24 protein-coding genes and 4 tRNA genes are annotated in these 26,976 nt (G+C 58.9%); 18 read left to right on the top strand and 10 right to left on the bottom strand.

The features are described from left to right. Positions 1 to 33 precede the first annotated feature (33 nt). The 3 genes from J2Y39_RS12230 (at position 34) to J2Y39_RS12220 (ending at position 457) form a co-directional block, all read left to right on the top strand. A tRNA-Ser gene (locus tag J2Y39_RS12230) sits at positions 34 to 124 on the top strand. Positions 125 to 231: 107 nt separating this feature from the next. After that, positions 232 to 308: transfer RNA gene (locus J2Y39_RS12225), tRNA-Arg, on the top strand. A gap of 72 nt (positions 309 to 380) precedes the next feature. Beyond that, positions 381 to 457: transfer RNA gene (locus tag J2Y39_RS12220), tRNA-Arg, on the top strand. Positions 458 to 476: 19 nt separating this feature from the next. Here J2Y39_RS12220 and J2Y39_RS12215 read toward each other — a convergent pair. Continuing rightward, positions 477 to 989, bottom strand: a complete 513-nt coding sequence (locus J2Y39_RS12215; RefSeq protein ID WP_252868118.1) for a cell envelope protein SmpA — start codon at positions 987 to 989, stop codon at positions 477 to 479. A gap of 321 nt (positions 990 to 1,310) precedes the next feature. On the opposite strand from J2Y39_RS12215, the gene mgtE reads away from it, so the two are divergent. Then, entirely contained in the window at positions 1,311 to 2,753 is a 1,443-nt protein-coding gene (mgtE, locus tag J2Y39_RS12210; protein WP_016773597.1) for a magnesium transporter, read from the top strand. Between the two features lie 113 nt (positions 2,754 to 2,866). Here mgtE and J2Y39_RS12205 read toward each other — a convergent pair whose 3' ends face one another. Next, the gene (locus tag J2Y39_RS12205) at positions 2,867 to 3,193 is read right to left on the bottom strand and encodes an Arc family DNA-binding protein (RefSeq protein WP_003178899.1); all 327 of its coding nucleotides are present in this window, start codon (positions 3,191 to 3,193) and stop codon (positions 2,867 to 2,869) included. Between the two features lie 388 nt (positions 3,194 to 3,581). Here J2Y39_RS12205 and phnN point away from each other — a divergent pair, with 388 nt between their 5' ends. After that, positions 3,582 to 4,151, top strand: a complete 570-nt coding sequence (phnN, locus tag J2Y39_RS12200; RefSeq protein ID WP_056788074.1) for a phosphonate metabolism protein/1,5-bisphosphokinase (PRPP-forming) PhnN — start codon at positions 3,582 to 3,584, stop codon at positions 4,149 to 4,151. Here phnN and J2Y39_RS12195 read toward each other — a convergent pair. After that, positions 4,126 to 4,305 carry a PA3371 family protein gene (locus tag J2Y39_RS12195; RefSeq protein ID WP_016773599.1) on the bottom strand — a complete coding sequence of 60 codons (180 nt, stop codon included), beginning with the start codon at positions 4,303 to 4,305 and terminating at the stop codon, positions 4,126 to 4,128. The genes phnN and J2Y39_RS12195 overlap by 26 nt on opposite strands. A 20-nt stretch (positions 4,306 to 4,325) precedes the next feature. Then, entirely contained in the window at positions 4,326 to 4,559 is a 234-nt protein-coding gene (locus tag J2Y39_RS12190; RefSeq protein WP_056788077.1) for a hypothetical protein, read from the bottom strand. 298 nt (positions 4,560 to 4,857) lie between these two features. On the opposite strand from J2Y39_RS12190, the gene J2Y39_RS12185 reads away from it, so the two are divergent. Beyond that, positions 4,858 to 4,934: transfer RNA gene (locus tag J2Y39_RS12185), tRNA-Arg, on the top strand. Between the two features lie 150 nt (positions 4,935 to 5,084). Here the strand turns inward: J2Y39_RS12185 and J2Y39_RS12180 are convergent. Next, positions 5,085 to 6,437, bottom strand: a complete 1,353-nt coding sequence (locus J2Y39_RS12180; RefSeq protein WP_310217810.1) for a lysozyme inhibitor LprI family protein — start codon at positions 6,435 to 6,437, stop codon at positions 5,085 to 5,087. A 217-nt stretch (positions 6,438 to 6,654) separates the two neighbouring features. Between J2Y39_RS12180 and J2Y39_RS12175 the strand changes: the two genes are divergently transcribed. The 4 genes from J2Y39_RS12175 (at position 6,655) to J2Y39_RS12160 (ending at position 11,949) form a co-directional block, all read left to right on the top strand. Then, on the top strand, positions 6,655 to 8,259 hold the full coding sequence (locus J2Y39_RS12175; RefSeq protein WP_016773603.1) for a tetratricopeptide repeat-containing response regulator: 1,605 nt from the start codon (positions 6,655 to 6,657) through the stop codon (positions 8,257 to 8,259). Next, positions 8,256 to 8,948, top strand: coding sequence for a sensor histidine kinase KdpD (locus tag J2Y39_RS12170; RefSeq protein WP_016773604.1), 693 nt, complete (start codon positions 8,256 to 8,258; stop codon positions 8,946 to 8,948). The genes J2Y39_RS12175 and J2Y39_RS12170 overlap by 4 nt, the downstream gene beginning before the upstream one ends. A 307-nt stretch (positions 8,949 to 9,255) precedes the next feature. Further along, positions 9,256 to 10,497 carry a glutamine synthetase family protein gene (locus tag J2Y39_RS12165; RefSeq protein ID WP_256809042.1) on the top strand — a complete coding sequence of 414 codons (1,242 nt, stop codon included), beginning with the start codon at positions 9,256 to 9,258 and terminating at the stop codon, positions 10,495 to 10,497. 69 nt (positions 10,498 to 10,566) lie between these two features. After that, entirely contained in the window at positions 10,567 to 11,949 is a 1,383-nt protein-coding gene (locus tag J2Y39_RS12160; RefSeq protein WP_252878729.1) for an MFS transporter, read from the top strand. 73 nt (positions 11,950 to 12,022) lie between these two features. Here the strand turns inward: J2Y39_RS12160 and J2Y39_RS12155 are convergent, their stop codons facing one another. The 4 genes from J2Y39_RS12155 to flgA all read right to left on the bottom strand — a co-directional run bounded on the left by J2Y39_RS12155 (position 12,023) and on the right by flgA (position 14,625). Beyond that, positions 12,023 to 12,769, bottom strand: a complete 747-nt coding sequence (locus J2Y39_RS12155; protein ID WP_041479276.1) for a flagellar brake protein — start codon at positions 12,767 to 12,769, stop codon at positions 12,023 to 12,025. Between the two features lie 89 nt (positions 12,770 to 12,858). Continuing rightward, positions 12,859 to 13,326, bottom strand: a complete 468-nt coding sequence (locus tag J2Y39_RS12150) for a flagella synthesis protein FlgN (protein WP_041479278.1) — start codon at positions 13,324 to 13,326, stop codon at positions 12,859 to 12,861. Positions 13,327 to 13,374: 48 nt separating this feature from the next. Then, entirely contained in the window at positions 13,375 to 13,701 is a 327-nt protein-coding gene (gene flgM, locus J2Y39_RS12145; RefSeq protein ID WP_016773609.1) for a flagellar biosynthesis anti-sigma factor FlgM, read from the bottom strand. A gap of 162 nt (positions 13,702 to 13,863) precedes the next feature. Continuing rightward, positions 13,864 to 14,625: a flagellar basal body P-ring formation chaperone FlgA gene (gene flgA, locus J2Y39_RS12140; protein WP_150637562.1), complete on the bottom strand. Its 762-nt coding sequence runs from the start codon at positions 14,623 to 14,625 to the stop codon at positions 13,864 to 13,866. A gap of 82 nt (positions 14,626 to 14,707) precedes the next feature. On the opposite strand from flgA, the gene J2Y39_RS12135 reads away from it, so the two are divergent. The 6 genes from J2Y39_RS12135 (at position 14,708) to flgE (ending at position 19,841) form a co-directional block, all read left to right on the top strand. Then, complete coding sequence (locus J2Y39_RS12135; RefSeq protein ID WP_016773611.1) at positions 14,708 to 15,640, top strand: chemotaxis protein CheV; 933 nt, start codon at positions 14,708 to 14,710, stop codon at positions 15,638 to 15,640. A gap of 46 nt (positions 15,641 to 15,686) precedes the next feature. Beyond that, a complete protein-coding gene (cheR, locus tag J2Y39_RS12130) occupies positions 15,687 to 16,514 on the top strand; it encodes a protein-glutamate O-methyltransferase CheR (protein WP_016773612.1) in 828 nt (275 codons plus the stop codon). Between the two features lie 359 nt (positions 16,515 to 16,873). Next, positions 16,874 to 17,284, top strand: coding sequence for a flagellar basal body rod protein FlgB (flgB, locus tag J2Y39_RS12125; protein ID WP_016773613.1), 411 nt, complete (start codon positions 16,874 to 16,876; stop codon positions 17,282 to 17,284). Positions 17,285 to 17,287: 3 nt separating this feature from the next. Further along, positions 17,288 to 17,731: a flagellar basal body rod protein FlgC gene (flgC, locus tag J2Y39_RS12120; protein WP_016773614.1), complete on the top strand. Its 444-nt coding sequence runs from the start codon at positions 17,288 to 17,290 to the stop codon at positions 17,729 to 17,731. 15 nt (positions 17,732 to 17,746) lie between these two features. After that, positions 17,747 to 18,475: a flagellar hook assembly protein FlgD gene (flgD, locus tag J2Y39_RS12115; protein ID WP_016773615.1), complete on the top strand. Its 729-nt coding sequence runs from the start codon at positions 17,747 to 17,749 to the stop codon at positions 18,473 to 18,475. A gap of 31 nt (positions 18,476 to 18,506) precedes the next feature. After that, complete coding sequence (gene flgE / locus J2Y39_RS12110) at positions 18,507 to 19,841, top strand: flagellar hook protein FlgE (RefSeq protein WP_041479563.1); 1,335 nt, start codon at positions 18,507 to 18,509, stop codon at positions 19,839 to 19,841. A 998-nt stretch (positions 19,842 to 20,839) separates the two neighbouring features. Here the strand turns inward: flgE and J2Y39_RS12105 are convergent. Next, a complete protein-coding gene (locus tag J2Y39_RS12105) occupies positions 20,840 to 23,734 on the bottom strand; it encodes a ribonucleoside-diphosphate reductase subunit alpha (RefSeq protein ID WP_024013986.1) in 2,895 nt (964 codons plus the stop codon). Positions 23,735 to 24,593: 859 nt separating this feature from the next. Between J2Y39_RS12105 and J2Y39_RS12100 the strand changes: the two genes are divergently transcribed. Both J2Y39_RS12100 and J2Y39_RS12095 read left to right on the top strand, forming a co-directional pair. Next, entirely contained in the window at positions 24,594 to 25,316 is a 723-nt protein-coding gene (locus J2Y39_RS12100) for a response regulator (RefSeq protein ID WP_056788095.1), read from the top strand. Next, complete coding sequence (locus tag J2Y39_RS12095) at positions 25,313 to 26,923, top strand: ATP-binding protein (protein ID WP_252884701.1); 1,611 nt, start codon at positions 25,313 to 25,315, stop codon at positions 26,921 to 26,923. The genes J2Y39_RS12100 and J2Y39_RS12095 overlap by 4 nt, the downstream gene beginning before the upstream one ends. Positions 26,924 to 26,976 lie beyond the last annotated feature (53 nt).

Genomic DNA, 26,976 nt, shown 5'->3' with positions numbered 1-26,976 from the left:
GGAAGAAGCTGGTTAATATACGCCCCGTGTTGCGGAGAGCTGGCCGAGTGGCCGAAGGCGCTCCCCTGCTAAGGGAGTACACCTCAAAAGGGTGTCGGGGGTTCGAATCCCCCGTTCTCCGCCATTATTTGCTTAGTACGTCGTAATCTGGCTTCTTCTGTAAGTTGTTGAAATTACTAGAAAAAGTGTTTGACATAGAGATTAGACGGCCTATAATGCGCGGCAACAAATGCACTCGTAGCTCAGCTGGATAGAGTACTCGGCTACGAACCGAGCGGTCACAGGTTCGAATCCTGTCGAGTGCACCATTTAAGAGTTATTTGCTGTAAGGTGAGTAACTCGGTTTCAGCCAGTTGTGGTCTGGTTTAAAAACACAAAATGCACTCGTAGCTCAGCTGGATAGAGTACTCGGCTACGAACCGAGCGGTCACAGGTTCGAATCCTGTCGAGTGCACCATATACCAAGAAGCCCGCGTTTAACGCGGGCTTTTTGCTGTCCGGGATTTGGCTTTTCCCTTCACGCAGCCTCTTTCATCAAAATCAATTTGAGCACTGCGGCCTCGCTTGAGGTCGTAACGATAGCTCGTGGTCGATGTGCGGGTGTTGATCTTGTCGGGCTTGCCCAGTGCGCTTTCGACGTCCCGCTGACTCATGCCGGCAATCACTCGGCGGTTGATGATCGCTTCGCGCCGCTGTCTGTTGTCGATCAGGTTTCCACATTTATGTTCAGTGCCGCCGACGATGCCCGGTTCGCGTCCGCTGTCTTTCATGCCGGTCACAGCTTCGTGATTGAACTCCGGCATGATTGCGACCCAGCCGGGTGAATACGGGTGGACCTCCTGAATTGAGAGTTGCTCGCCAGTTGCGCAGCTCATCGACGTAAACGTGACGCTGCCGTCAGCAGCCTGGCAGCGATGAAGTGTGGTGGCGTTGGCAGGCGTGATGTGGAGCAGGGCGGTCAGTAGAAAAAGCGCTGGTTTTGCTGGCATTCGATGTCCTCCGTGACGATCTACGCTCAAGGTTAGTCGCTGCTTTTTGCATTGCCGGTGTGTTTTCTTTTCAAGATGAGTCGTCGCATTTGCACGGGTCAGGCAGGCGCTCAGGTTTGTTTCGCAAGCGCTTGTTTCAGCCGTGATTTTTTCAACGTTTTAAACCGTCAGGCGTGTATCATTGCGCCCGTCAGCCCCGCCGGGGCTTATGGAAAACCTCCATGGACTTACCCAGTAGTTGTTCAGTAAACCGTTTCACCAATCATGAATTGACTGATTGATCCTTCCGGCGTGCCCCGCTGCTGGGAGTGGAGTTCGCCTATGTCCGAAATCGAAGTAAAGAAAACACAGGAAAGCCTGCAGGACCGCCTGGCTCAGGTCGTCGAATTGCTGCAGCGCCAGCGTGTCGTTGAAGACCTGACTCATCGCCAGGAAGGTCCGCACCACGACCGCGTGGAAAACCTGGTTCACCGGCAAAACCTCGTCGAGCTGCAACGCAAGCTCGATGATCTGCACTCCGCCGACGTCGCCTACATTCTCGAAGCCTTGCCGCTGGACGATCGTCTGACGCTCTGGCAACTGGTCAAGGCCGACCGCGACGGCGACATTCTTCTCGAAGTATCCGATTCCGTCCGTGAAACGCTGATCGCCGACATGGACGATCACGAGCTCCTGGCTGCCGCCAAGGACATGGACGCCGACGAACTCGCTGACCTGGCCTCCGAGCTGCCGCGAGACGTTGTCCATGAGTTGATGGAGAGTCTGGATAACCAGCAGCGCGAACGCGTGCGCTCGGCGCTGTCCTATGACGAGGATCAGGTCGGTGCGCTGATGGACTTCGAGATGGTGACGATCCGTGAGGACGTCAGTCTTGAAGTGGTTCTGCGCTATCTGCGTCGCCTCAAAGAGCTTCCCGGTCATACCGATAAATTGTTCGTGGTCGATTACGACGGCGTGCTCAAGGGCGTGCTGCCTATCAAACGTCTGCTGGTCAACGATCCGGAGAAGCAGGTCGCGGAAGTGATGGCCAGCGATCCGGTGAGCTTCCACCCGGACGAAGATGCCTACGACGCTGCTCAGGCGTTCGAGCGTTACGACTTGATCTCCGCGCCGGTGGTCGACAAGAACGGCAAGCTGATCGGCCGTCTGACCATCGATGAAATGGTCGACCTGATCCGTGAGGAAAGCGAAAGCGAAGTCCTCAACATGGCCGGTCTGCGCGAAGAGGAAGATATCTTCGCCTCCGTGTGGAAATCCCTGCGTAACCGTTGGGCGTGGCTGGCGGTGAACCTGATCACTGCATTTGTGGCATCGCGGGTGATCGGTCTGTTCGAAGGTTCGATCGAGAAATTGGTGGCACTGGCGGCGCTCATGCCGATCGTGGCGGGTATCGGTGGCAACTCCGGTAACCAGACCATCACCATGATCGTGCGCGCCATGGCGCTGGATCAGGTCAGCACCGGCAACACTTCGCGCTTGATGCGCAAAGAGCTGGCGGTCGGTTTGATCAATGGTCTGGTCTGGGGCGGGGTGATCGGTGTGGTCGCGTACATGCTCTACGGCAGTTGGTCACTCGGCGTGGTAATGACGGCGGCGATGACACTCAACCTGTTGCTGGCGGCGTTGATGGGGGTGTTGATTCCGATGACGCTGGCGAAGATGGGCCGCGATCCGGCGATGGGTGCCAGTGTGATGATCACCGCAATGACCGACAGCGGTGGCTTCTTCATCTTCCTCGGCCTGGCGACGATCTTCCTGCTCTGATCAGTTGCAATGAAAAGCCCGTCAAATTGACGGGCTTTTTTGTACCTGAGAAAACTCGAAATCGAGACAAAAAAAGCCAGCAATCATGCTGGCTTCAATATGTTCGGTATAACTCAGGACGCGTCTGCGGCCATTTCAGCGTCGTGGGCGATCAGCGACACCAGGGCGTTCTGCTGACGGTGCGACAGCTGACGGAAGCGCTGCAACAGCTCGCGCTCGTGCAGCGACAGCTCCGGGCTGTCCAGGCGCATGCTCAGCTCTTCGCCCAGTGCGCCTTCCTGAATAAGACTCTGCTCAAGGCGCGCAATGATTTCGGAGTTCATGCTGCGATGATGATTGCGAGCCACCTCGGCAATGCGTTCACGCATTCCGTCTGGCAGACGTACGACAAACTTGTCAGCCGTACGGCTGGAATAAATTGCCTGTTTCAATGGGCGCATATATTTAACCGGTTAGTTCAGGGGAGCGGTTCTCGGGATTGGCCGCAGGATGTGTGGTAGGACAAGCATCCGGACCAATTGGTTCAACCTGAATTGTTAAGAGGCCGGCATCATGCCTCAAAATTGCCAGATCATTGGCGTCAATTCTGTGACAAATATTGAGCCGGGTAAAGGCGTAATGCCAGCACCAGTTGTCAGAAATGCGGACTGGTTGGAAAACTTTCCATCCTTCCGTATCGCTGCCCGCTTTCGCATGCACATCTGTTGATGTCCGAAGACCTTAGAACGTGCATGCTATGCGGCTCGCTATTCTTGATCCCTATGTGTACAGGATAGTGGCAATTTGCCGATTTACTAGAGGCAGGACCCGTCGGAGGGCGTTTTCGGGATGGATGGCAAGCTTTTTTACCTGATGGGGCCGTCCGGTTCGGGCAAGGACAGCCTAATCGAAGCAGCGCGTGAGCCACTGCGTGAGTTGAACTGTGAAGTGATGCGCCGGGTGATTACCCGATCGGCGGAGTCAGTCGGCGAAGATGCAATCGGCGTGACGCCTGAAGAGTTCGACCGGCGACAGCACGCTGGCGCTTTTTCCTTAGCCTGGCAAGCCAACGGCCTCTCTTACGGCATCCCAAGGGAAATGGATGAATGGTTGCAAGCGGGCCGGCACGTATTGGTTAACGGGTCGAGAGCGAACCTGCGTCAAGCAATGGAGAAATATCCAACGCTGGTGCCGGTTCTGCTGACAGTCAACGATGAGGTCCTGCGTAAGCGCCTGCTCAAGCGTGGCCGGGAAACCCCTGAGCAAATCGACGCAAGACTCGCGCGCAACGCACTGTTCAAAGACCGCAGATCCAGCGACAGCCCCGTTCATCAGATCGAAAATTCTGTTGATCTTGCTGAAGCTGTCTCTGCATTACTTGAGCTGATCCGGCTCAACGCAGAACCGGATCAAACTTGATCTTGCGCCCTGCAATCAGCGCCAGCACAAACAGCACCGCAAACACGCCACAGCCAACCAGAGGCAAGGTGACTTCCGTCTCCTCGAACAGCGCCAGATGGGTAACGCCACTCAGTAAAGCGAGGATCAGAAATCCCGTCGCTGATTTGGACATGTTGTACTCCTGAAGATATTTCAAAAAACCAGACGTTCGGTGGTCGGCGCCGAGGCTAGCTCAGGCTCGCTGACCATTTGCGTAGAGGCATCGCTCCGATCACTCAGCACCGCCCACTGCGGCGCTTTCTGCACCTGCAAGTAATGCGGCATGCGCTGCGCCACTGGCTGCTCGATGTCCGCCTTGGGAAAAAAATGCGATCCGAGCAAGAAGGCCAATGCCGCTGCGTTTGCAAGCAAGAGGGTGCTGTTCATGGCACGACGCTCCAAATTGTTCTTTTTGATAGAACAGCCATAGCAGTCGCCGTGCCAACAGTGTAACGGCTGATAAGTCCTTTAAAAACAAGGGTTTGGTAAGGTTTTTCGGGCGGCACTGATTGCAAACTGCAATGACCGCTTTTTCGCGTAGTGCAAATTGCCCGGTAAAAGTTCCCGCAATCTTGCACGGCGCCTGCCTACACTTAAAAAGCCCTACGGACGACATGACAAAACAGGGGCCGGCCGTTAACATGCACGCCGTCTGTCGCCCCGCGTACAGCGCGCTTCAATCAGTGTCTCAGTAGCTCAATTGGATAGAGCATCCCCCTCCTAAGGGGAAGGTTGCAGGTTCGAACCCCGCCTGGGACACCACTTCTTGAAAACGAAAAGCCCCGTCGCATTTATCCATTGCGACGGGGCTTTTTGGTTTGGTCGACGAACAGGCGTTCTGCACTGTTACAAACTCCGGGGTTCCACCTCTGCGGTTGCAGCGGATCATCCTGCGCCGGTGCTGACTGACGATCAGTCGCCGTTCAGTTCGACTTTGCCGAGAGTGCTGCTGACGTCGGTGACATGCCGACGGCCGTGGACTTCGTAAGTAGTCCCGCTCGCCTCGACGCCCGGCTTGCGCACGGCCAGTTGAGCGAATAACCCCGTCTTTTCGCTGTAACTTCCGAACCAGTCAATCAGCGCCCCGATGTAGCATTCGCCGCCGATCATTACCGGCAAATCGGCGATCTTTTCGATGGTGTAGTGCCCTGGACCGTAGCTGTAGTAATCGTCGTCTCCGGCACCCGTGGGAGGAATTGGGCAAAGGGGCGCGTCAGGGTTTGAGTCCGATGCGATTTTCATTGCCTGAGTGATGGCTTGGTTGAGTGCCTCGTGCAGATCCGCGTCAAGCTCGTAGGTGCTGGTGCCGTCCTCTTTATGTTGAGTCGTGGGCACCTGCAGGGCGTAACTGTAACGCACGGACACCGTCGGCACCTGACGATTGACCTTCAGCGGATTGAGCAGATACAGGTTGTCGACACCGTAGGCGCCGTTTCGGTAGGCGGCATAGATTCTGTCGTGAAGCTTGATCCAGCTGATTGCCTGATTGGCGCCACGGTCGTTGGTGTAGAACAGCGAGCTTTCCGGCTCGACCGATCTTTTGACGAACCGCTCGCCCGTGCGGCGCCAGGTTTCCACGTAGGTGAACAAGCCGGTGCCGCCTGCGTATGTGTCGACGATAAGGTCGCGCTGGCCATCATGGTCCAGATCCAGCAGTGCGTAGGAAGACCGTCCGGTCTCGGCGGCACCTTCGATGCTTGAGGCGTTCAATGCTTTCCATTCGTCCTCGCTCACGCCTTTGGGGCGCGACTTGGGGAAGCTGGTTTGCTCGCCGTAGCTGTCGACTGGATCGCCCGCGAACGATGTCTGCGAAGACTCGAAAGCCCGTGCGGCCAAGGCATGTTCCAGCGCAAATTCCGGGTGGCCTTTGCTCTCGGCACGAATGCTCTCCTGCAGATCGTTCATCGCCTGAACATCCACGGTGTCCGGCTGCCACGCCACGGCTTGTGTCCACTGTGCCTTTAATATTTGCAGTCGCTGGCGGTAGCTGCCATCCAGGCAAGCGACATCGTCCGCGCAGGCGTTGCGGGTTTTCAGCCAGGCGCGCTGGGTGCGCTTGAGCTCAGGTTGCGTCGCTGTGGCAGCTGACATCAGTTGGCGATACAGCGTGCCCATCTGCGCGTCTAGCTCATACAGCGATTTATTCGCGCAAATCATGTTTTCCACGTCGTTCGCCGCTTTTTTGCAATCCATCGCCGCCGCTGTCGCTTGCTGGATAAAGACAAGCAAACACGCTGACAGGATGTAGCGTCCCTTGATGTACACGATTCAGTCCTTATGCAAATCCTTGAGCAGGCGCGCAGAGTAATACTCCAGGCAACATTCTTGAAGCTCCACCCTCAGGCCCCGGCACTTTTGGCCGATAACCCGAACGGTGAGTTCAGACTCCAGCGAAATCGCTTGATGGCGCATGGCCTCCAGCTATCATCTGCGCGCCTGAAATCGCCTCGGTTCGTTTTCTTCAATTGCCTGGAAATCTTCGATGTCGTCGTATCACCAAAAAAGCTTTCTGATCGTCGATGATTTTTCCGATTTCCGCAGTTCCGTGCGTTCGATGTTGCGTGAGCTCGGCGTCAAGGATGTCGATACTGCCGACACTGGCGAGCAGGCGCTGAAGATGTGTTCGCAGAAGTCCTACGATTTCATTCTTCAGGACTTCCACCTCGGCGACGGCAAGAAGAACGGCCAGCAGGTGCTCGAAGACCTGATGTCGGAAAAGCTCATCAGTCACGAAGCCGTTTTCGTCATGGTCACCGCTGAGACCAGTCAGGCGATGGTGCTCAGCGCGCTGGAGCACGAGCCGGATGCGTACCTGACCAAGCCGTTCAACCGTTCCGGGCTGGCCCAGCGCCTTGAGCGTCTGGAGCAACGTAAGACTTTGCTCAAACCGATTCTTCAGGCCCTTGATCGCGGTAAGCCGGTCGAGGTGCTCAATGCCTGTATTGCCTTGTGCAAGCAGGACATCCGCTATTCGCCGCTGTGCCTGCGCTACCGCGCCGACGCCCTGCGTGACATGAACCAGAACGAAGCGCTGGAGCGGCTCTACGACGGCATCATTGCCGACCGTCCATTGCCGTGGGCCTTCGCTGGATTGGGCAAGTTGCTGTTCAAGCGCGGGCAGGTCTCGCAGGCCAAAGAGGTCTATGAAAAGGCCTTGAAAGTGTTCCCGATGATGCCGGCGCTTTATGACGGCATGGCCGATGTGCTGGTGGCCGAAGGCGACAGCAAAGGCGCGCAGCGGGTGCTCGAAGAAGCGATTCGCCTGTCGCCGCTGGCGGTGCGCCGTCAGGCGCTGCTTGGCAAACTGGCGATGGCCAACGAAGATTTCGAAACCGCCTCGCGGGCTTATCGTCAGGCCGTGGCGCAGGGCGCGCAGTCGCGTTTCAAGGACCCGGAAAGCAATCTCGGCCTGGCGCACGCGCTGATCAGCAAGGGTAGCGATCGCGGGCTCGACACGCGTACGCGACTGGAGATCAACACCACCCTCAGCGCTGTGGCCAAAGAAAACCCGAGCGACCCCGGTCTGCAGATTCGTGCGCGTTTGATGAAAGCCACCAGCCTGTTGCTCAACGACGCCGAAACCGCCGACAAGCTCACCGAACAGGCGCTGATGCGCCTCGATGGCATGGAGCAATTCATGAGTCCCGAGGCGGCGTTGCTGGTGGCCAAGCAGTTGCAGATGCTCGGTCAGGCCGAGGCGGGCACTTCGATGCTCAAGAGTTGCGCGGAGATCTACGGTGATGACCCGGCGGTGATGAAAGACATCGCCAAGCTCACCGACGATCCGACGATTCTCAGTTCGAGCAACGCTGCGGCCGATCTCAACCGTCAGGGCGTGCGGGTGTACAAGACCGGCAATCTGGTCGAGGCCCGCGAAGTGTTCCGCAAGGCGCTCAAGCTGCAACCGAAAAACATCAGTATCGCGCTGAACCTGGCCCAGTCGCTGCTGCACGGCACCGACACCAGTGTGCCGTCGGCGGAGCTGGAAGAATGTCGGGCCTGCCTGAAACTGGTGGGCCTGATGCCCGACACCGACGCGCGGTTTGCGCGTTATCAGAAGCTGAAAAGCAAGGCGTTTGGCGAATGAACCCAATAGATCCGGCGCTGGATTTTTCCACGGTGATTGCCTCCACCGTTCACGACATGAAGAACTCCCTGGCCATGCTGATGCAGGCGCACAGCCAATGGCTGGCGCGTCTGCCGAAAGAGCTGCGCGACGGCTCGGAGCAGGGCGTGATCGACTTCGAGTTCGCCCACCTCAACGGCATGCTCGTGCAGTTGCTGGGGCTGTACAAACTTGGCGTGAATCAGTTGCCGCTGCAGCCGGCGTATCACGAACTCGACGATTTCATCGAGGCGCAACTGGCCGCGCATCAGGAAGTGTTTGCCAGTCGCGGCATCATCGCCACTTATGAAGTCGACCCGTTGAGCCCGCTGGGTTTCTTTGATCGCGAGCTGATCGCCTCGGTGCTCGGCAACTGCATCAACAATGCGATCCGTTACGCCCGCGAGTCGCTGCTGATCACCGTCAGCGACGAAGCCGGGCAATTGGTGCTGAGCATCAACGACGACGGCGACGGCTATCCAGCAGAGATGCTCGAGCGTCAGGCCGATTATGTGCAGGGCATCAATCACAGCAGCGGCAGCACTGGCCTCGGTCTGTATTTCGCCAATCGCATCGCGGCGCTGCATCAGCGCAACGGCGTGGAAGGGCGCACCGAAATCAGCAATGGCGGGCCGTTGGGCGGAGGAGTGTTCAGCCTCTACTTGCCCTGAGGTCTGGTGTAGGAGCTGCCGAAGGCTGCGATCTTTTGATTTTAAAAAGCAAGATCAAAAGATCGCAGTCTCGTTGCACTCGTCAGCTCCTACGGCTCCTGCACAAGATGGGGATTTTTGTGGGCGCTGCTTGATATTCCGAACAGCCGCAGCCTATTTTGTCCGGGTCGCCGTTCGCGGCTCGCACAACAACAAGGATTGCGTCATGACAACCGATGGCCAGGGTTCACTCGCGCAGCGATTGACCGGCATTGATGAGATTGAATGTGTCACCCCGGATCTGAACGGTGTGCCACGGGGCAAGGTGATGACCGCCGAGGGTTTCCTCGAGGGGCGGCGTTTGCAGTTGGCGCGGGGTGTGCTGCTGCAATGCATCATGGGCGGCTATCCGCCGGCGCGGTTCTACGGCAGCGATGACGGCGATCTGGCGCTGGTTGCCGATCCTGCGCAGATTCACCGTTTGCCCTGGAGCGACGAGCCGCGCGCCATTGCGATTTGCGACGCCGACGAACTGAGCGGGGGGAGCTCAAGTCTCTCGACCCGTGGTCAGCTCAAAGCGGTCATCGCCCGTTACGCCGCGCACGGTCTGGCGCCGGTGGTGGCGACCGAGCTGGAGTTTTTTGTCTTCGCACCGAACACCGATCCGACTCAGCCGTTCCGTCCGCCGGTGGGCCTCGACGGCCGCCGCGAGGATGGCCAGTCGGCGTTCAGCGTCAGTTCCAACAACGGCCTGCGGCCGTTCTTCAGCGAAGTGTATAAATGCATGGCCGCCCTCGGCCTGCCGCGCGACACCTTCATGCATGAAATGGGCGTCAGCCAGTTCGAGATCAATCTGCTGCACGGCGATCCGCTGCTGCTGGCCGATCAGACGTTCCTGTTCAAGCATCTGCTCAAGGAGGTCGCGCTCAAGCATGGCCTGAGCGTGGTGTGCATGGCCAAACCGCTGGCGCACACGCCGGGCAGTTCGATGCATATTCACCAGAGCATCGTTGAGATCGGCAGCGGCAAGAATGTCTTCACTGACTCGAACGGCGAGCCGACGTCGATGTTCCGCCACTTCATCGGCGGGCAACAGGCAGGCCTCGCCGATTTCACCGCACTGTTTGCGCCCAACGTGAATTCCTATCAGCGCCTGTGTCATCCGTACGCGTCGCCGAACAATGCCTGCTGGTCCCATGACAATCGCGCCGCCGGCTTGCGTATTCCCGCCAGCTCGCCGGCCGCACGTCGGGTCGAAAACCGCTTGCCGGGCGCCGACGCCAATCCGTATCTGGCGATCGCCGCCAGTCTGGCCGCGGGTTTGCACGGCATCGAACAGGAGCTGGAGCCGAGCGCGGCAATCCAGGGGGAGTTCGCCGTGCCGGATAATCTGGCCTTGCCATGTACCTTGCACGCCGCGCTGGAGCGTCTGAAACGTAGCCAGTTGGCGAGGGAACTGTTCGGGTCGGAGTTCATCGAAGGCTACATCGCTTCGAAGACCATGGAGTTGACCAGCTTCTTTGATGAAATCACTCCCTGGGAGCGCCGTGTACTGGCCGCCCAGGCCTGACGTATCGCTGCTGCCGGGCTGTCGTTCTGACCGCCCGGTATTTACTGCAAGGAGCCGCTCGGAACGCCGATGCGCCAAATCTGGAAATCCTTTCGAGCGCTGTATTTCGCCTCGCTGATGATGTTGATCGGCTCAGGCCTTCTTTCTACTTATCTGGCTTTGCGTCTGGCCGCCGACAATGTCGACGGGCTGTGGGTCGGTGCGCTGATGGCGGCCAACTATTTCGGTCTGGTGCTGGGCGGCAAGATCGGCCATCGCCTGATTGCCCGGGTCGGGCATATCCGTGCCTACTCGGCGTGTGCCGGGATCGTCGGCGCGGCGGTGCTCGGCCATGGTCTGGTGGACTGGCTGCCGGCGTGGCTGGTGCTGCGGACGATCGTCGGTCTGGGCATGATGTGTCAGTACATGGTCATCGAGAGCTGGCTCAACGAGCAGGCCGACGCCAATCAGCGTGGGCTGGTGTTCAGCGGTTATATGATCGCCTCTTATCTGGGCCTGGTGCTGGGCCAGCTGATTCTGGTCATGCACCCCGGCCTCGGTCTGGAACTGCTGATGCTGGTGGCGCTGTGCTTTGCCCTGTGCCTGGTGCCGGTGACGCTGACCCGACGGATTCACCCGGCGCCTCTGCACCCCGCGCCGATGGAGCCGCGCTTCTTTATCAAACGTGTGCCGCAATCGCTGAGCACGGTGCTCGGCGCCGGTTTGATCATCGGTTCGTTCTACGGTCTGGCGCCGCTGTATGCCTCGCAACAGGGGCTGACGACCGAGCAGGTCGGTCTGTTCATGGGTAGCTGCATTTTTGCCGGTCTGCTGGTGCAGTGGCCGTTGGGCTGGTTGTCCGACCGTTATGACCGCGCGCTGCTGATACGCTGCTTTGCCGGGTTTCTGGCGGTGGCGGCGCTGCCGTTGGCGATCATGCCGCAGGTGCCGCTGGAGGTGCTGTTCGTCGTCGGTTTCTTCTGTTCGCTGGTGCAATTCTGCCTGTATCCGCTGGCGGTGGCGTTTTCCAACGACCACGTCGAAGGCGATCGCCGCGTGTCGCTGACCGCCATGCTGCTGGTGACTTATGGTGTTGGCGCGAGCATCGGGCCGCTGCTGGCGGGTGTGCTGATGAAGTTTCTCGGCAGTCAGAGCCTGTATGCGTTCTTCAGTTTCTTCGCGTTGGTGCTGGTCTGGCGGATTCGTCCGAAAGCAGTGACCAACCTGCACCAGGTCGACGACGCACCGCTGCATCACGTGGCAATGCCGGACAGCATGTCGAGCTCGCCGCTGGTGGCGGCGCTCGATCCGCGTGTTGATGAGCAGGTGGTGCAGGAGCAGATGGTGCAGGATCCGGCGCCGGTCACTCCTGAGCCTGAGCCCGAAGTGCAGCCGGATGCAGTCGTTGAAACCGAGCAGGACAGCGGCGATGACGACAAGCCTGCGCCGGATATCAGTGGTGGCAGGCCTTGAGTCGTACGTAAACACCGGCGCATAAAAAAGGGCAGTCCCGCACAGGACTGCCCTTTTTATTGGTCGCTGCGACTCAGAGATCGTCTTTGTCGAAACGCCGTGCTTCACGCTGCAACTGGTAAACAAAACGCTCGACGTTGCGCGCAGCCTGGCCACTGATGTTGTGGAAGCGCAGACCGGCGAAGGTGATGTTGAGTTTTTCTTCGAAGTGCAGGTAGCGCAGCTCGACCGATGTTGGCTGATTGCCGAACAGCGGCGGGGCGATCAGGCGATCGTAGACCTGGCCCAGTTGCAGGCGGTCAGTGATGTCGCCTTCGAAGCGGAATTTGCAGCCAGTGGCGGAGATATCCAGCAGCTTGCCGTGCAGAGGAACCTTGAGCTTTTCGCCGCCCAGTTCAACGCTGACCAGGTCGGTGAGTTTCAACGCAGCGCGGAAGGCGTTGCGGCGCTGGTGGTAGACCACTTCGCTCGGCAGGTCGCCGGTGTAAAAACGGTCACCGTCGGATTCTTCGATGTTCAGCGTGCCGTTGCATTCCCAGGCGATGCGCACGCCGTCATGAAAGCCTTCGACCTTGAACGGTTCGCCCGCTTGCAGGAAGCGCTCGCCATCGCGCGGGATCATTTCGTCCAGGGCGATCGTCGCGGTTTCGCGGTCGACCTTGATCAGGTAGCTCTGAAAGCGCTGGCTGCGTTCATGGAAGGTGATGATCAGCGGATCGTGGCTGTCTTGCAGCTGGCGCAGGTTGCTGGAGATTTCCAGTGGCGTGGTGAGCACCTTCGGAGGCTGCGGAGCATCATCCGCGCTTAGGGTGTTGGACACGGTTCTTCAATCTCCAGACAAAATAAGACGACTGGCCAGTATTTTGCCAGCATGTTGCGCAGGTGGATAGTGCAGGGTCAGCGAATGGCTCATGCCTGGCTGAGCGTTCGCGGCTTGACCGGTTTGGCAAAGGTCCCGCTGGCGTCGTAAAGCGCTGGCGGCTCACCGCCGGTGAGGATCTTCAGTTGATTGGCCGTGGTCGCCTGCTGGATCTGGATCGACTGGCCATTCTTGACGTTGGCAGCCTGGCACTGGGCGATCAGCGCGGTCAGGGCATCGCCCTGGGTCAGCAACTGGTCGCCAATGCTCGACTGGCTGGCCAGTTGCTCAAGACCTGTGCGATCGGTCGGCAGGTTGAGGCTGGCGAGGATTTCGCTGCGCTTGCGGCCATGCTGCTCGAGCAGAATGATCAACGCTTGCTTGGTCGCCAGAATTTCTTCCAGCAACGGCATGTCACGACCATGCAAAGCGAGGGATTCGGTTTGCAATAACTCCAGCAATTGTTGCGCTGGAGCAAAGTCGTCGTTGATCAGTTGCAATAAGTTAGTGTCGTGCATGGCTGGCCTTGGGGTTTAAGCGTCCAAAAGCCTGGCGCCGGCAAAAGCCTAGCGCTGGGCTTCGAAGTTGAGCAGTTTGCTGGCTACACGGTTGCTGTCGACTTTATAGCTGCCATCGGCAATCGCGGCTTTCAACTCGGCCACACGGGCTTTGTCGACAGCAGGCTGATCGCGCAGCTTGTCAGTGACCTTCTGCAACTGTTGAGCCTCATTGCTGAGGTGTACCGACTCCCCGCTTTTGGCGACATTGGCCTGTTCGGCCTGGGTATTCAGCGGCGCGGAGGGGCTGTTTTCAGCGCTTTCCTTGGCGTTGCTGGTACGTGTGCTGCCGGTTAGTGACGAGGAACTGTTCAATCGGTTGAAATCGATAACCATGATAAAAAACCTCTGGGAATTTGGACGCTTGCCATGTTTTCGGCTATCCCCTGAAAAACTTTAGGCCCAATCAACCATAAGCTTGCATGCGCCGTTGCGAGACCTGCTGCGGCACAGTTTAGGGAAGCGACGGGATCGGCGCCAGTTTTCTCCACGAGGCTTTTACATGGCCACTTCGACCTGTCCCGGCGCAATCACCTGCGCCTTGATAACTCTTTGAGAATTAAGGTTTTTTACTCGAATCTGTTCTTTCATGCCGCCATTGGAGAGCGCTTCCCCCGGCATGCGTACGGCAAGGGTGCCGCTGCGCGCAGTGATCACCACCTGATCACCCTTGCGGACCACTTCGGCCTGTTCCAGATGCACCAGTGTGATGACCTGATCGGCGACCGTTGGTCGGGTAAGTTTCTGCCCGATCGCTTCGTCGACCGAGGTCAGGAAACCCTGGTTGATCGTGCTGACGTCGCGCTCGCGCAAGGTCACGTCCTGCGGCTCGATAATGCCGGCGCGTTTCAGCGGACGAGTGGTCGTCACGATATCGCGAAACAGGCGGACTTGAGCGGGTACGAACACCGTCCAGGGCGAGCTGCCTTCGCAGCGAACCTTCACCGTGACGCGGCCCAGCGGGCGTGCCGGGCTCTCCAGAGTCGCTGTCAATTCCTTGTCGCACATGGGCATGCGCATGCGCGGGTCGAGCTGATTGACTTCGATTTCGTAGCGGCCTTCGGTTTGACTGGAAGCCAAATAGTCTTCTACGGTGAATTCAAGAAAGCCCTGAGTCACGCCGATAAGCATATCAGGCAAGGTAACCGCATCTGCATGGGCAGGACTGCCAGCAAGCAAGCAGCAAACGGCGGACACCGCGCAAAGCCCTTTGCGAAGGGAAGATGTCAGGCGTCGGGAAAATGTCGTTTGAGCGTTCATACGAGTTAAAAAGCAAGCGCCGTGCCGTTTAGCAATGAATGTGCGTCGCAACAACACTTGGCGTTGATGTAGGAGTCTGGGCATGGCTGGTGTAATGGATTCGGTGAACCAGCGCACGCAACTGGTAGGGCAGAATCGCCTCGAGCTGCTGTTGTTCCGTCTCGACGGGCCGCAGCTCTATGGGATCAACGTGTTCAAGGTACGGGAAGTGTTGCAATGCCCGTCGCTGACGTTGATGCCCAAATCCAGTCCTGTCGTGTGCGGGGTAGCGAATATACGGGGAGCGACCATTCCGATCCTGGATCTGGCAATGGCAACGGGCTCCGGTGCGTTGAAAGACAAGAACAGTCCGTTCGTGATCATCACGGAGTACAACACCAAGACCCAGGGTTTCCTGGTCCGCTCGGTGGAGCGCATCGTCAACATGAACTGGGAAGAGATCCATCCGCCACCCAAGGGCACCGGTCGCGATCACTACCTGACCGCTGTGACGCGGGTCGACAATCAGTTGGTCGAAATCATCGACGTCGAGAAGGTGCTGGCCGAGGTGGCGCCGACGCCGGAAGCGATTTCGGTGGGCGTGGTCGATGTCGAGACGCAGACCAAGGCGTTGTCGCTGCGGGTACTGACGGTCGATGACTCGTCGGTGGCGCGCAAGCAGGTCACGCGTTGCCTGCAGACCATCGGTGTCGAAGTGGTGGCGCTGAACGACGGCAAGCAGGCGCTGGATTACCTGCGCAAGCTGGTCGACGAGGGCAAGAAGCCGGAAGAAGAGTTCCTGATGATGATTTCCGACATCGAGATGCCGGAGATGGACGGGTACACCCTGACGGCGGAAATCCGCGGCGACGCACGCATGCAAAAGCTCCATATCATCCTGCATACTTCGTTGTCGGGGGTATTCAATCAGGCGATGGTGAAGAAAGTCGGTGCTGATGACTTCCTGGCCAAATTCCGTCCTGATGACCTCGCATCCCGGGTAGTCGACCGGATCAAAGCAGCAGATATCAGCTAGGGGCCTTCTGCCCCTGGCGGTCAACACGATTTAAGAGGCGGCATCATTGTCTACGGGTAATTTGGATTTCGAACAGTTCCGGGTCTTCCTGGAAAAAGCCTGTGGCATTCTGCTCGGTGAAAACAAGCAGTATCTGGTCTCGAGCCGTCTCAACAAACTGATGGAGCAGCAAGGCATCAAGTCCCTGGGTGAGCTGGTACAGCGCATCCAGACCCAGCCGCGCAGCGGTTTGCGCGAGCAGGTGGTCGATGCCATGACGACCAACGAAACCCTGTGGTTTCGCGACACCTATCCGTTTGAAGTCTTGAAGAACAAGGTACTGCCGGAAGCGATCAAGGCCAGCCCCAACCAGCGTCTGCGGATCTGGTCGGCGGCCTGCTCGTCGGGACAGGAACCGTACTCGCTGTCGATGTCGATCGACGAGTTCGAGCGTAGCAACCTGGGTCAGTTGAAGATGGGCGTGCAGATCGTTGCCACTGATCTGTCGGGCCTGATGCTCAACAACTGCAAGACCGGCGAGTACGACAGCCTGGCGATCGGTCGCGGTCTGTCGCCGGAACGCCTGCAACGCTACTTCGACCCGAAAGGGCCGGGGCGCTGGGTGGTCAAGGCGCCGATCAAGAGCCGGGTGGAATTCCGCTCGTTCAACCTGCTCGACAGCTACGCGGCGCTGGGCAAGTTCGACATCGTGTTCTGCCGCAACGTACTGATCTACTTCTCTGCCGAAGTGAAGAAGGACATCCTGTTGCGCATTCACAGCACGTTGAAGCCGGGCGGGTATCTGTTCCTTGGCGCTTCGGAAGCGCTGAACGGATTGCCGGATCATTACCAGATGGTTCAGTGCAGCCCGGGGATTATCTACAAGGCGAAATAAGCGGTTTGCGCTGATACAAAAACGGGAGGCCCGCAAAGGCCTCCTTTTTTTATGCCCGAATTATTTTCCACGAATCCCCTGTGGGAGCGAGCCTGCTCGCGAAAGCGGTCTGTCCATAAGACAGTTGGCGCCTGACACGCCGCCTTCGCGAGCAGGCTCGCTCCCACAGGGATCTGCGCTGACCTGGCAACGACGGCAAGCGGCAGAAAAGCGGCATCCGGCGGTAACCGGTTGCCGCTTTTCTGGCATTGCCGCTTTGCCTGTCAGGCGCAAAGCCCCGGAATACGGGGCTTTGATCATTTGGCACGGCGCTTGCTAAAGCTCAGATACGAAAAACCGGTCACCTGAAGGTTCCCGACATGAGCATCAGCTTCGACAAAGCGCTGGGCATTCACGAAAAGGCATTGGGCTTCCGCGCCCAGCGTGCCGAAGTGCTGGCCAACAACATCGCCAACGCCGACACCCCGAACTACAAAGCGCGGGATCTGGATTTCTCCAAAGTGCTCGAAGCACAGACCGAGAAGACCAAGACCGGCGGCCACTTTGCCCTGAACATGACCAACAGCCGGCACATCGAGGCTGAAGGGCTGGGCAACGGCGACGAGTCGCTGATGTATCGCACGCCGATGCAGCCTTCGATCGACCAGAACACCGTTGACGCTCAACTGGAGCAGTCGAACTACGCGGAAAACGCCGTCGGCTTCCAGGCCAGCTTCACCTTGCTCAACAGCAAATTCAAAGGGCTGGTGTCAGCCCTGCGCGGAGAATAATCCATGTCCCTGTCCAGCGTTTTCAACATTGCCGGCAGCGGCATGAGCGCGCAGACCACGCGTCTGAACACCGTGGCCTCGAACATCGCCAACGCCGAAACCGTTTCGTCGAGCATCGACCAGACCTACCGCGCCCGTCATCCGGTGTTCGCCACCATGTTCCAGGGCGGCCAGGCCGGCGGCAGCAATTCGCTCTTCCAGAACCAGGACGCGGCCGGGCAGGGCGTGCAGGTGCTTGGCGTTGTCGAAGACCAGAGCAACCTCGAAGCGCGCTACGAGCCGAACCATCCGGCTGCCGACGCCAAGGGCTACGTCTACTACCCGAACGTCAACGTGGTGGAAGAAATGGCTGACATGATTTCCGCGAGCCGCTCGTTCCAGACCAACGCGGAAATGATGAACACCGCCAAAACCATGATGCAGAAGGTACTGACCCTCGGTCAGTAATAAGGGGCGACTGCCATGAGCGTTACGGATACCACCAGCAGCCTGAGCATGAACGACATCCTGGCCAACTCGTCGAAGAAGGCCAGCAGCACGACGTCGGGCGGCATCGCTTCGGCGACCAACAGTGCCACAGGCGGCCAGGCGCTGGGCAAGGATGCATTCCTGCAATTGCTGGTCACCCAGCTGAAAAACCAGAACCCGCTCGACCCGCAGGACAACAGCGCCTTCGTCGCGCAGTTGGCGCAGTTCAGCAGCCTTGAAGGCATCACCACGCTGAACTCCACTGTCAGTGGCCTTGCCGGCAACTACAACTCGTCGCAGGCGTTGCAAGCGTCGTCGCTGGTCGGTCGCAACGTGATCGTGCAGACCAACACCGCCCAGCTCGATGACCCGAGCAAAGGCCTGACCGGTTCGGTCACCGTGCCTTCGTCGATTGCCGGCGGCACCGTGACCATCACCGACAAGGACGGCAAAACCGTGCGCACCATCGACCTGGGCAGCCGCGCTGCCGGCGATGCCAGCTTCACTTGGGACGGCAAGGACACCGCCGGCACCGTGGTTCCGGTCGGCACTTACACGTTCAAGGCCAACGCACCGATCAACGGCACCGCGACCGACCTGGCGACCTACCTGCCGGCGACCGTCAACAGCGTGACGATCAGCCAGACCGGTGGCGAGCTGATGCTCAACCTGGCCGGCAAGGGCACCGTTGCCCTGTCCAAAGTACAAACCATTGGTATATAGAGCCGACTAACCCGGCACGAAGGAGTGGAACATGTCTTTTAACATCGGCCTTAGCGGTCTCTATGCCGCCAACAAACAACTCGACGTCACCGGCAACAACATCGCCAACGTCGCCACCGCCGGTTTCAAATCCTCGCGCGCAGAATTCGAAGACGTCTATTCGTCGACTCGTCTGGGCAGCGGCAGCAAAGTGATCGGCAACGGCGTGCGCCTGGCCAACGTTTCCCAGCAGTTCACCCAGGGTGACATCAACAACACTGGCAACGTGCTGGACATGGGCATCAACGGTTCCGGTTTCTTCACCATGAGCAACAACGGCTCGATTTCGTACACCCGTGCCGGTACGTTCAAGGTCGACAACGCCGGTTACATCACCAACACCGACTACACCTCGCGTCTGCAGGGTTACGGTGTGGATGCCAACGGCAAGATCATCAACGGCGTGTTGACTGACCTTAAGATCGACACCTCGAACCTGGCGCCGAAGTCGTCTTCTGCGGTGACCTCGAGCATCAACCTCAATTCGTCTTCGCCAGTGATCGTTGATACCGGCGCCAGCGCCGTCAAGTTTGATCCGTCGAAGCCTGAGACTTACACCAAGTCCTTCAGCACACCGATCTATGACACCCAGGGCAACGCCCACGTCATGGACCAGTACATGGTCAAGACTGGCGGGAACACCTGGAAGGTTTACACCCTGGTCGATGGCCGTAACCCGGACGCTACCGGCAGCAACCCTGTGACCACTGCGCCGGTTGCCTCGACATTGTCGTTCGACAGCTCCGGCAAGCTGGTTCAGGTGAGCACGCCTAACCCGGCGGATCCAGCCAACCCGATCATCAGCAGCGATCTGAAGATGACCGGCTGGGTGCCGGGCACTGTGACCAATGGCGTGTTTACGCCTAACGGCGCGGCAGCGAACCCGAATGGTGTGACCATCTCGATGGCCAACACCACTCAGTACAACGCTGATACCTCGCGTACGATCCCGACTCAGGATGGTTACGCCACAGGCCAGATCACTAACCTGACCATCGACGGCACCGGTACGCTGTTTGCCAACTTCAGCAACAACCAGAGCAAGGCGATTGGTCAGGTTGCACTGGCCAGCTTCACCAACGAACAGGGCTTGCAGGCTGTCGGTGGCACCAGCTGGAAAGAGACTTTCGCTTCGGGTATTCCGGGCTACGACGCGCCGAAGACCGGTACGTTGGGTGAGGTGGTGTCCAACTCGCTGGAAGAGTCGAACGTTAACCTGACCAATGAGCTGGTTGATCTGATCAAGGGTCAGAGCAACTATCAGGCGAACGCCAAGACTATTTCGACTCAGAGCACGATTATGCAGACCATTATTCAGATGACCTGATTCGGGTTTCTGACTGGTTTTTTTGGGCCCCTCGGTTTTGAGGGGCTTTTTTTTTGGTCGTGGCGGCCTTTGGGCCGACCAGGCTGTTGGGTTTTGGGTGAATATCCGTTGCTTCGGTAGCGGCTGCTGGCGGTTTCGCCTGACGGCGACTTACTTTTTTACAAGCGCCTAAAAAAGTAAGCAAAAAACGCTAGCTCCTGCGTTCGGCCCTCGCAGGCTCGGGTTCCTTCGCTGCGGGATCGATCCGGTCGCAGCGGCTCCGGTTTGCTTCGCTGCACCTCCTTCCGCTGTGTCTGGCTGCGCCAGACGGTCGCTGCGCTCCCACGCCCGGATCAATCCCTCCGCTCAGCCTTCCGACGTCGCCGGTGGATCAAGATCAAGAGCACTCGAGCTTGCGCTCATTGTTGAGTGGGGCGGCTTCGCCGCGGGCAGCTGCGCTGCTTTTGCCTTTTTGTGGGAGCGAGCTTGCTCGCGAAGGCGGCCTGTCAGCCGACCTGTTCTTGAAGTGGTACCCAATCCAACTGTAGGAGCTGCCGAAGGCTGCGATCTTTTGATCTGGCTTTTGCTTTTGCTTTTGCTTTTGCTCTGGCTTTTGATCCGGCTTTTGATCTTTTGCCCCTTCGGCAGGCTTCGTTACGGGATCGATCCGGGGGTGGGAGCGCAGCGACCGTACGACGCAGTCGTACACAGCGAGTGTAGGTGCAGCGAAGCCAACCGGAGCCGCTGCGCCCGGATCGGTCCCGTAACGAAGGTACCCCGAGCCCCAGCGAGCGGGCCGTACGCCGGGGCAAAGCCTTTTGGGTTACCTTTTTGGCGTCTGAAAAAGGTGACTCGCTGTAAGAGCGAAACCATAAGAAGCCGTTACCGCAGCAACGGATATTCACCCAAACCCAAACCCAAACCCCAAAAAACAAAACCCCCGACAAACCAGAAGTCTGTCGGGGGTTTCTTTTGCCTGAAGATCCCAGGCGTCTCGCAACGCCTGATCTCAGCTCAGCTTATTGGCAAGCTTCGCAATCCGGCTCGTCGATCGCGCAGGCCTTTGGCACTGGCGCCGGACCTGCCGGAGCGGCCAGAACCGAATCGTCGCCGTGGTTGCCGCCGCTGGAAACAGCGTTCAGCTTACCGGTGTTGATGGTCGACTTCTCGGTGCTGGTCGCGGCCAAGGCACGGAGGTAGTAAGTGGTTTTCAGACCACGGTACCAGGCCATGCGGTAGGTCACGTCGAGCTTCTTGCCCGATGCGCCGGCGATGTACAGGTTCAGCGACTGGGCCTGGTCGATCCACTTCTGACGACGGCTGGCGGCGTCAACGATCCACTTGGTGTCCACTTCGAACGCGGTCGCATAGAGCTCTTTGAGTTCTTGCGGAATGCGCTCGATCTGCTGCACCGAACCGTCGTAGTACTTCAGGTCGTTGATCATCACCGAGTCCCACAGACCGCGAGCCTTCAGGTCGCGAACCAGGTACGGGTTGATCACGGTGAATTCGCCCGACAGGTTCGATTTCACGTACAGGTTCTGGTAGGTCGGTTCGATCGACTGCGAAACGCCAGTGATGTTGGCGATGGTCGCGGTCGGTGCGATGGCCATGATGTTCGAGTTACGGATGCCTTTCTGTACACGGGCGCGAACCGGTGCCCAGTCAAGGGTTTCCTTCAGGTCGACATCAATGTACTTCTCGCCGCGCTGTTCGATCAGGATCTGTTGCGAATCCAGCGGCAGGATGCCCTTGGACCACAGCGAACCGTTGAACGTCTCGTAGGCGCCGCGCTCGTCGGCCAGGTCGCAGGAAGCCTGGATCGCGTAGTAGCTGACCGCTTCCATCGACTTGTCGGCGAACTCGACGGCAGCGTCGGAGCCGTAGGCGATGTGCTGCAGGTACAGAGCGTCCTGGAAGCCCATGATGCCCAGACCGACCGGGCGGTGGCGGAAGTTGGAGTTCTTCGCTTGCGGCACCGAGTAGTAGTTGATGTCGATCACGTTATCGAGCATGCGCACGGCGGTGTTCACGGTGCGTTGCAGCTTGGCGGTATCGAGCTTGCCGTCGACGATGTGGTTCGGCAGGTTGATCGAGCCCAGGTTGCAAACGGCGATCTCGTCCTTGTTGGTGTTCAAGGTGATCTCGGTGCACAGGTTCGAGCTGTGGACCACGCCGACGTGCTGCTGCGGGCTGCGCAGGTTGCACGGGTCCTTGAAAGTCAGCCATGGGTGGCCGGTTTCGAACAGCATGGACAGCATCTTGCGCCACAGGTCTTTGGCCTGGATGGTCTTGAACAGCTTGACCTTGCCCGGGTACTCGGTCAGCGCTTCGTAATACTCGTAGCGCTCTTCGAAGGCTTTACCGGTCAGGTCGTGCAGGTCCGGTACTTCGGATGGCGAGAACAGGGTCCACTTGCCGTCATCGAAGACACGCTTCATGAACAGGTCAGGGATCCAGTTGGCGGTGTTCATGTCGTGGGTACGACGACGATCGTCACCGGTGTTCTTGCGCAGCTCGATGAACTCTTCGATGTCCATGTGCCAGGTTTCCAGGTAGGCACACACAGCGCCTTTGCGCTTGCCACCCTGGTTCACGGCCACAGCGGTGTCGTTCACTACTTTGAGGAACGGGACAACGCCTTGCGACTTGCCGTTGGTGCCCTTGATGTACGAACCCAGCGCACGCACCGGCGTCCAGTCGTTGCCCAGACCGCCGGCAAATTTCGACAGCATGGCGTTGTCGTGGATCGCGTGATAGATGCCCGACAGGTCATCCGGCACGGTGGTCAGGTAGCAGCTCGACAGCTGTGGACGCAGGGTACCGGCGTTGAACAGGGTCGGGGTCGAAGCCATGTAGTCGAACGAGGACAGCAGGTTGTAGAACTCGATCGCACGGTCTTCTTTCTGCTTCTCTTCGATCGCAAGGCCCATGGCCACGCGCATGAAGAAGATCTGCGGCAGTTCGAAACGCACGCCATCCTTGTGGATGAAGTAACGGTCGTACAGGGTTTGCAGGCCCAGGTAGGTGAATTGCTGATCGCGCTCGTGGTTGATCGCCTTGCCCAGTTTTTCCAGGTCGAAGGTGGCCAGCACAGGGTTCAGCAGTTCGAACTCGATACCTTTGGCGATGTAGGCCGGCAGTGCCTTGGCGTACAGGTCGGCCATTTCGTGATGGGTGGCGCTTTCGGCGACTTCGAGGAAGTTCAGGCCTTCGGCACGCAGGGTGTCCATCAGCAGGCGGGCGGTGACGAACGAGTAGTTCGGCTCGCGCTCGACCAGGGTACGGGCGGTCATCACCAGCGCGGTGTTGACGTCGGTCAGGGCCACGCCGTCGTACAGGTTCTTCAGGGTTTCGCGCTGGATCAGGTCGCCGTCGACTTCTTCCAGGCCTTCGCAGGCTTCGGTAACGATGGTGTTCAGGCGGCCCATGTCCAGCGGCGCGAGGCTGCCGTCGGCGCGGGTGATGCGGATCGACGGGTGAGCGTTGACCGCAGCTTCGGCCGGAGCGTGGGCAGCGCGTTCTTTCGAACGGCCGTCACGGTAGATCACGTAGTCGCGAGCGACTTTCTGCTCGCCGGCACGCATCAGGGCCAGTTCGACCTGGTCCTGGATTTCTTCGATGTGGATGGTGCCGCCCGATGGCATGCGACGCTTGAAGGTCGCAGTGACCTGTTCGGTCAGGCGCGCAACGGTGTCGTGGATTCGCGACGAAGCGGCAGCGGTGCCGCCTTCAACTGCGAGGAACGCTTTGGTGATAGCGACGGTGATCTTGTCATCGGTGTAAGGAACGACAGTGCCATTACGCTTGATCACGCGCAGCTGGCCAGGCGCGGTGGCTGCCAGATCCGAAGTCGAATCGGCGGCCTGCGGCAAGGTGCCCTGCGGGTTCTCGCGAGTTGTGTCGGTTTGCATGGGGGGTGGTCTCCACATTCTCTATGTTTGTTTGGCACCGTCATGGTGCTCACCGTTCTGTACCGAAGCACTGCAACCGACGGGCGTCGGCATTACAAACTTCGGAACAGTAGGAAAAAGGCTGCAACGCCGCATCCTTGCCGAAGTTTTGGTTACGAGCCGAAGCTCGCCACCGGATTCCTTCGCGGGTGGCAGTCATGACTGCAACACCCATACCGTTTTGTCCGTTTCGGACCAAATAAAACGGTGCCATCCGCCAGTGCGGTTTGGGCTTGAAAAAACTCGCTTGTTCTACCGGAAACCGGCCATAAAGCACTTGAGTTTCAGGTCTGAAATGTGGTTGGGCGTTTTAGGTGAAAACCCTATATGTAGGGTCTCCGTTTTCGCCGTGCTACAAGATAATGCGTTTCAGGGGGGGATTGCAACGTACTACCTGTGGATAAGCCTGTGCGTAATTTGTGTAAGAAACAGGGAAAACGCGTGTAGGCCGCGAACCTGCTGAGCCAGACCGTTTGTCACTGTTTTTTTGCCTGGAAAAACGCTTCAGCGGTTTTTTAAGGGCGCGAACCCTATCACAGAATTCCGCCTTGTCCGAACGCATTTACCGACTTGTTTTCCGGGTGGCCGGCGTTTATACAATCGCTGAGTGCACGAGCATTTTTATCCTCCTGAAACATGACAGATGATCGGGAGATACACGCAGGATTGTGGGAGCGAGCCTGCTCGCGAATCGGTTGACCACTGAGCATTCAGGTTGAAGCAACAGACGCTTTCGCGAGCAGGCTCGCTCCCACAGGTTTTGTCCGTGTCAGGCGATTGTCTTTCTTCTTTTAATAAAAACAGCAAGCAGAGGTCACCGGTGGAGCAACAAACCTGGCAGGTATTGATCGTCGAGGATGACCAGCGACTGGCCGAGCTCACCCGCGATTACCTGCAAGCCAATGGCCTGCGCGTGGAGATCGAAGGCAACGGTGCGCTGGCGGCGGCGCGGATCATCAAGGAGCAGCCGGATCTGGTGATCCTCGATCTGATGCTGCCCGGCGAAGATGGCCTGAGCATCTGCCGCAAGGTGCGCAGCCAGTACGACGGGCCGATCCTGATGCTCACCGCGCGCACCGATGACGCTGATCAGATCCACGGCCTCGACCTCGGTGCCGACGACTATGTGTGCAAACCGGTGCGCCCGCGCTTGTTGCTGGCGCGCATCCAGGCGTTGCTGCGACGCAGTGACACACCGGAGCCGGTCGCGGAAAAATCCCGGCGGTTGCAATTCGGTCCACTGGTGGTCGACAACGCATTGCGCGAAGCCTGGCTGAGCGACAACGGCATCGAGCTGACCAGCGCCGAGTTCGACCTGCTCTGGCTGCTGGTGTCCAATGCCGGGCGGATTCTTTCCCGGGAAGAAATCTTCACTGCATTACGCGGCATCGGCTATGACGGCCAGGACCGCTCGATCGACGTGCGCATCTCGCGCATCCGCCCGAAAATCGGCGACGACCCCGATCATCCGCGCCTGATCAAGACCATTCGCAGCAAAGGCTACCTGTTCGTCCCTGAGGCCTGCGCAGACCTGGCGCTGTGAATTCGATCTTCCTGCGCATCTACGGCGGCATGTGCGCCGCGCTGATTCTGGTGGCGGTGCTCGGCGTGCTGGCGCTGAACCTGCTCAATCAGGTGCGCAGCGAGCAATATCGCGAACGCCTGGCCCACGGCACCTTCTCGCTGATGGCCGACAACCTGCAGCCGATGAACCAGACCGAACGCCATCGCGCGTTGCTGGTGTGGGAGCGGCTGCTCGGTATTCCGCTGACACTGAAGAAATTCGCCGAAACCGACCTCGATCTGGCCCAGCGCACCCGTGTCCTGCGCGGTCAGGCGCTGGTCGAGCAGACCGGGCCACACGCAGCCAAGGTCTATCGGCTGATCAGCGAAAAAGAGCAGCTTGTATTGGTAGGAGAGGTGCAGCAGATCAGCGAGCAACTGGCTAGGGCGACTATTTACCTGCTGGCCGATGAACTGGTGCGGGTGCCGGTGGGTGAGCAGCCCAAACGTCTGGCGCAGATAAAGCAGGAAAAGGGCTTCGGCTTCGATCTGCGTCTGGTCACGGTAAATGACGCCGACATGGACGAAGACCAGAGTCGTCGCGTGGCCGAGGGCGACACGGTGATGGCGCTGGGCAAGGGCGGCGATTCGATCCGCGTGTTTGCCGGCATGGTCGGCACGCCGTGGGTGCTGGAAATCGGCCCGCTGTATCAGATGAATCCTTACCCGCCGGAATGGCTGGTATTGATTGCCGCGCTCGGTCTGACGCTGATCGGTCTCATCGTTTATCTGCTGGTGCGTCAGCTTGAGCGGCGTTTGCGCGGTCTCGAAGCAGCGGCCACGCGCATTGCCAAGGGCAGCCTGGAAACCCGTGTGCCGGCGCGCGGCGCTGACTCTGTCGGGCGGCTTGCGTCGGCGTTCAATGGCATGGCTGAGCACTTGCAACAGTTGCTGGCGATCCAACGTGAACTGGTGCGCGCGGTGTCTCATGAACTGCGTACCCCAGTGGCACGGCTGCGTTTCGGGCTGGAAATGATCGGCACGGCTACCACCCCGCAGGCACTGGAGAAATACCGCGAAGGCATGGATCACGACATAGAAGACCTCGATAAACTGGTCGATGAAATGCTCACCTATGCGCGGTTGGAGCAGGGTTCGCCGGCGCTGACCTTCCAGCGCATCGATCTGGATGCGCTGGTCAATCAGGTGATCGCAGAATTGGCGCCGCTGCGCGCCGAGGTCACGGTGCAGCGCGGTTTGTGTCTTTCATCTGCCGACAATGACGGCGCCTGGGTCGAGGCCGAACCGCGTTATCTGCACCGAGCGCTGCAGAATCTGGTGGGCAACGCGATGCGCCATGCGCATTCGCAGGTGACGGTGAGTTATCAGGTCGGCCAGTTGCGCTGCCGGATCGACGTCGAGGACGACGGGCCGGGCGTGCCGGAAGTGGCTTGGGAGCGGATCTTCACGCCGTTTTTGCGCCTCGACGATAGCCGCACGCGCGCCTCGGGCGGGCATGGTCTGGGGTTGTCGATTGTGCGGCGGATCATTCACTGGCACGACGGCCGGGCGATCATTGGCAAGAGCAAGAGTCTGGGTGGGGCCTGTTTCAGTCTGAGCTGGCCGAGGAATCAGGAGCGCCGCTGAGATTCGGGATACCGCCTTCGCGAGCAGGCTCGCTCCCACATTTGAAATGCAAT

Source organism: Pseudomonas sp. 2957 (genome assembly GCF_031456345.1).
Lineage (GTDB): Bacteria > Pseudomonadota > Gammaproteobacteria > Pseudomonadales > Pseudomonadaceae > Aquipseudomonas > Aquipseudomonas siliginis.
The sequence above is the reverse complement of the archived record's forward strand: the minus strand, read 5'-3'. Positions and strand labels throughout refer to the sequence as shown.